Source organism: Actinoalloteichus spitiensis RMV-1378 (assembly GCF_000239155.1).
GTDB classification, from domain to species: domain Bacteria; phylum Actinomycetota; class Actinomycetes; order Mycobacteriales; family Pseudonocardiaceae; genus Actinoalloteichus_B; species Actinoalloteichus_B spitiensis.
The window spans coordinates 1-3,800 of the sequence record NZ_AGVX02000041.1 but is presented as its reverse complement, the minus strand read 5'-3'; the positions used below and the strand labels follow the sequence as shown (position 1 = coordinate 3,800).

4 protein-coding genes are annotated in these 3,800 nt (G+C 74.3%); 1 reads left to right on the top strand and 3 read right to left on the bottom strand.

Annotation, left to right across the window (positions count from 1 at the left end; genetic code table 11):
- Positions 1 to 185 precede the first annotated feature (185 nt).
- The 3 genes from ACTIDRAF_RS31720 to ACTIDRAF_RS0202190 all read right to left on the bottom strand — a co-directional run bounded on the left by ACTIDRAF_RS31720 (position 186) and on the right by ACTIDRAF_RS0202190 (position 2,735).
- The gene (locus tag ACTIDRAF_RS31720; RefSeq protein WP_016697072.1) at positions 186 to 653 is read right to left on the bottom strand and encodes a DUF2690 domain-containing protein; all 468 of its coding nucleotides are present in this window, start codon (positions 651 to 653) and stop codon (positions 186 to 188) included.
- 527 nt (positions 654 to 1,180) lie between these two features.
- Positions 1,181 to 1,888, bottom strand: a complete 708-nt coding sequence (locus ACTIDRAF_RS0202195) for an HAD family hydrolase (protein WP_016697071.1) — start codon at positions 1,886 to 1,888, stop codon at positions 1,181 to 1,183.
- A 292-nt stretch (positions 1,889 to 2,180) separates the two neighbouring features.
- The gene (locus tag ACTIDRAF_RS0202190; protein ID WP_052168671.1) at positions 2,181 to 2,735 is read right to left on the bottom strand and encodes a GNAT family N-acetyltransferase; all 555 of its coding nucleotides are present in this window, start codon (positions 2,733 to 2,735) and stop codon (positions 2,181 to 2,183) included.
- A 143-nt stretch (positions 2,736 to 2,878) separates the two neighbouring features.
- On the opposite strand from ACTIDRAF_RS0202190, the gene ACTIDRAF_RS0202185 reads away from it, so the two are divergent.
- Positions 2,879 to 3,643, top strand: a complete 765-nt coding sequence (locus tag ACTIDRAF_RS0202185; protein ID WP_157162795.1) for a hypothetical protein — start codon at positions 2,879 to 2,881, stop codon at positions 3,641 to 3,643.
- The last annotated feature ends 157 nt before the right edge of the window (positions 3,644 to 3,800 follow it).

Sequence of the window (3,800 nt, the reverse complement as noted above, 5' to 3'; positions counted from 1 at the left end):
GGGCCCCTCGGCGCCACGGCGGGCGAGACGGACGATCCCAGGCCACCTGCCAGCGCCGTTCGCCCAGGTCGCGCGAACACCGCCCGCCACGGCCGGGCTCGGGACGCGCCGCCCACCGCCGCCGCCCCCGTGCTCCGCTCCGCCAACCAGGAGGGACGCCGCGCCCCGTCCCGCAGCAGCCGGGTTCAGTACCAGTCCGTGCAGGTCGGCACCTGGAGGGAGAACGCGCAGGCCCGCGCCTCGTCCACCCCCCACCGGTTGGGCACCATGCCCGTCCACTCGGTCACACCCGACGCCGCGATCCGAGCCCCGTGCCGGCGTGCGCCGGAGTTCTCCACACTGATCACGTCACCGTTGGCCGACCGGGAGATCCGCGTCCACGAGGCGTGGCAGCGTGGGCTGTAGCGGTGTTCCAGGTACCCGCCGCCGGCCAGCTCCAGCCACCCGTTCTTCGGGGTGTAGGCATCCGTGGCACACCGGGTGACCAGCGGATCCTGCCCGAGGCAGCCCTCCTCGGAGCAGGCAGGAGCGGACAGGCCGACGGCACCGGTCCGCACCTGGTCGACGTCGACGGCCTGTGCGGTGGGAGTGAGCAGGACGGCGACCACGGCGAGGGCGATCACGAATGCCTGGCGGCGGATGCGGAGTCGCATGGTGAATCCTCCCGACGAGGGTCCCCGCACGCCCGCGCGCGGGGAGACGGAGAAACCGGTGTGGCGTGTCCCGCCAGCCGGCGCGGAGAAGTCGGACCGGCGGCGGTGCACCGCCGGTGCGGAAGCGGGACTGGCCGAACGTCGTCACGGGTGGCACCGGCCGCTGGGGGAGGACAGCATGATGTCGGCACGCCGTTGACCGCTCTCACGGTAGACGCGCGCGGATCCTGCGACCATCCGCCGTTCGGTGTCGTCGCGGGCGGCATCGGCAGGGGCCCGCCCGGCAGGTGACCGAGCGCCGGACGGCGCTGGGTAGCCGCGGTGCGTGCGCGGGCCACCACCGACCGCGCTGCCCGGGGCGGGCGCCAGCGTGGACGTCGAACAGGTCGACTCCGGGCGCTTCGCCAGGCCGGTGGCTCGTCCTCGACGGGCGGAGCCACCGACACGGCCGACCGCGTCCGGCCGCCCAATCCCTGCCGGGGAGCTCCCCGGGTGCGGCCCGGCCCGGTCTGCGGGGCGTGGCGGCCTCAGCCGGCCAGGATCGCCTCCCGCACCCCCGCCAGGTCCGTCAGGTTCGCCAGCACGTGCGCGGCGCCCGCGTCCCGCAGGTCGGCCACCGAGTAGACGCCGGTCGCCACGCCCACCACCCGAGCGCCACCGCGTAGTCCCGCGAGCACGTCGTGCGGGGTGTCGCCCACCAGTACGGTGGTCTCCTCGGTGGCGGTCCGGCCGGTGGCGTCCCGGTAGCGACGGCGGGCTATCCCCACCAGCTCCGCCCGGTCGTGCGCGTCGTCGCCGTAGGCGCCGCTGGCCAGGTCCAGGAGCCCGTCGAAGCCGAAGGCACGCAGCTTCACCTCGGCGACCTCCAGCGTGTTGCCGGTCAGCACGCTCTGGTGGACGCCCGGTTCGGCCGCCAGGGACCGCACGGCCGCCTCCGCGCCGGGTAGCGCCCAGCCGAGCCCGGCGAGCTCCCGTTCCCCCGCCCGGTACGCGGCGGCCCGCGCGGCGGACAGCCGGGCGACCAGTTCCTCGGTGGGCTCCAGCCCGTGCAGGGCCAGCGTGTCGTGGATGATGTCCAACTCGGTGCGACCGTGCACGTCGGCCAGGGCGCGGAGCGGCCGTCCCACCACCTCGGGGAAGATCCGCTCGTACACCACCCGACCGAACCCCCGGTTCTCGATGAGCGTGTGGTCGATGTCCCACAGGACGAGGCGGGTCTCCTCGGGGGTCGTCATGGTCGCCAGTCTCGCAGGCCGGTCGGAGCTGGGTCCCCACCCCGCGCCACCCTGCTGGTCGCGCCACCGGGGTCCGGGACGCCCACCCCGCAGCGGGCCTCGTCACCTGCCGGTCCCCGACGCCAGTGGGTGGGACGGCGGTCCTGCCCGGGAACGCTCACGGCTGGACGACACCCGGGTACCGGCCCGTGTGCGCGGCTCGCGCCCGGAACGGCACGGGGTACTCCGGCTGACCGCGTGCAGCGGAGGTCGAGGCGGTTCCCGCCGTCGAGCGGACGGTCTCCGGAACGCGTCACGGCGCTCCGGGCCGGGGCGTGTCCTCCTGGGACACCTGCCCGAGGAAGCGCTCACGGCGGACGGTGAGCAGTCGGGTGACCCCGCCGTCCTCCTCGGTGATGTCCCGGACGGTCTCGAAACCCGTGGCGGCCAGCACGAACAGCGACCGGGCGTTGAGGACGTCGACGGTGGCGTGCAGCTCGGGGAGACGACGCACCGCGAAGGCCTGCCGGAGCACACCGCCGACCAGCTCCCGCCCCAGACCCCGCCCCCACACCGCGCGGGCGAGCACGTAGACCAGTTCGTGGCCCTCGGCGCGCGAGCAGGGCTTCAGCTCGGCGTGACCCACGTGCGCCCCGTCGAACCAGACGGCCCACACGTCGAACCGCCGGTTGGCGTAGACGTCGGTGAAGACCCGGTGGAACAACGCTCGGTCCTCCGCCTCCGTCTGGAGACCGTTGCCCACGTACCGGACGACCTCCTCGTCCTGGAAGAGCCGGACGAAGCTCTCCTCGTCCTCCGGCAGGTAGGGCTGGAGGAGCAGGCGATCGGTGCGCACGACGTCCGTCACGACCGCCACCGTAGGCAGGAGGAGGGCGCCCCGACCACCGCATTTCCCGGGTTACCGGGGCCGGTGCGCGGCAGGACGGACATGATCGTCGGCGGGAGTGTCCGCCTGCCCTCGGGGCTCCCCGGCCGGTAGCGTGCGTGGTCATGGCGGACATCGAGCAGAGATTCGTCGCGTTGCGCGCCGAGGCCGAGTCGGGTGACGCCGGGTCCGCGGCCGAGCTGGGGCGGCTGCTGTGCGTGCGTCCCGCGCTCTCCGACGCGGACGACGTCGAGGACCTGTGGCCCAGCGAGCGATGGCTCCGGGCCGCCCTGCGGGAACGCCCTGGTGACAGCGTGACCGCGAACCTGCTGGCCAGCCGCCTCGTGCAGCAGATCGACGCCATCCACGAGACCGACCTGACCCTGGGGGAGGAGTCGGCGGAGGACGGCGTCGAACGGCGGCGGAGCGAGGCCCTCGCCCTCTACAACCAGGTGCTGGACGTCGACATCGCCGATCCGGCGGCCTCCGCCGGGCTGGCGGCGTTGCGCGCCGCCGCCAGCGACGAGGAGCCGTCGGCCGACGAGCTTCGCCAGTCCCGGTACAGCTGGTACCTCGTCGAGGTCGACACGGGGAGTGGGGCGGTGAGCTACGTCGAACAGCTCGTGGTCACCGACCCCGACGAGCTCAGATGGGCGTGCGACCGCTTCTTCCACACCTACGGGTCGCTGGCCGGGACCACGCTGATGACCTTCCAGGCCGGTGAGGAGGACGAGCGGATCGAACTGTCCGAGCTGGGGCAGGACGCCCAGCCCCACTGGGACACCGTGCGCATCCCGCCGCTGCGCGGAGAACCGCTCCCGGTGGCGCACCCGATCCGGGTGGGCCGGATGGTCAGCCACTACGGCTACACGGTGCACGCCTACTTGTGAGCGACCCGGTCGCGCGGCGGCGGCCGACAGGGGCGGACCTGGGGGAGTCGCGGCGGGACCGCGCGCTCAGCGGCGGAAAGCTGCGGCGACCCGGACGCGGACCGGAGGTGGCGGCGGGCATCCCCTGGTCATCTCGCGGCGGGTCGGCGGCGCGACC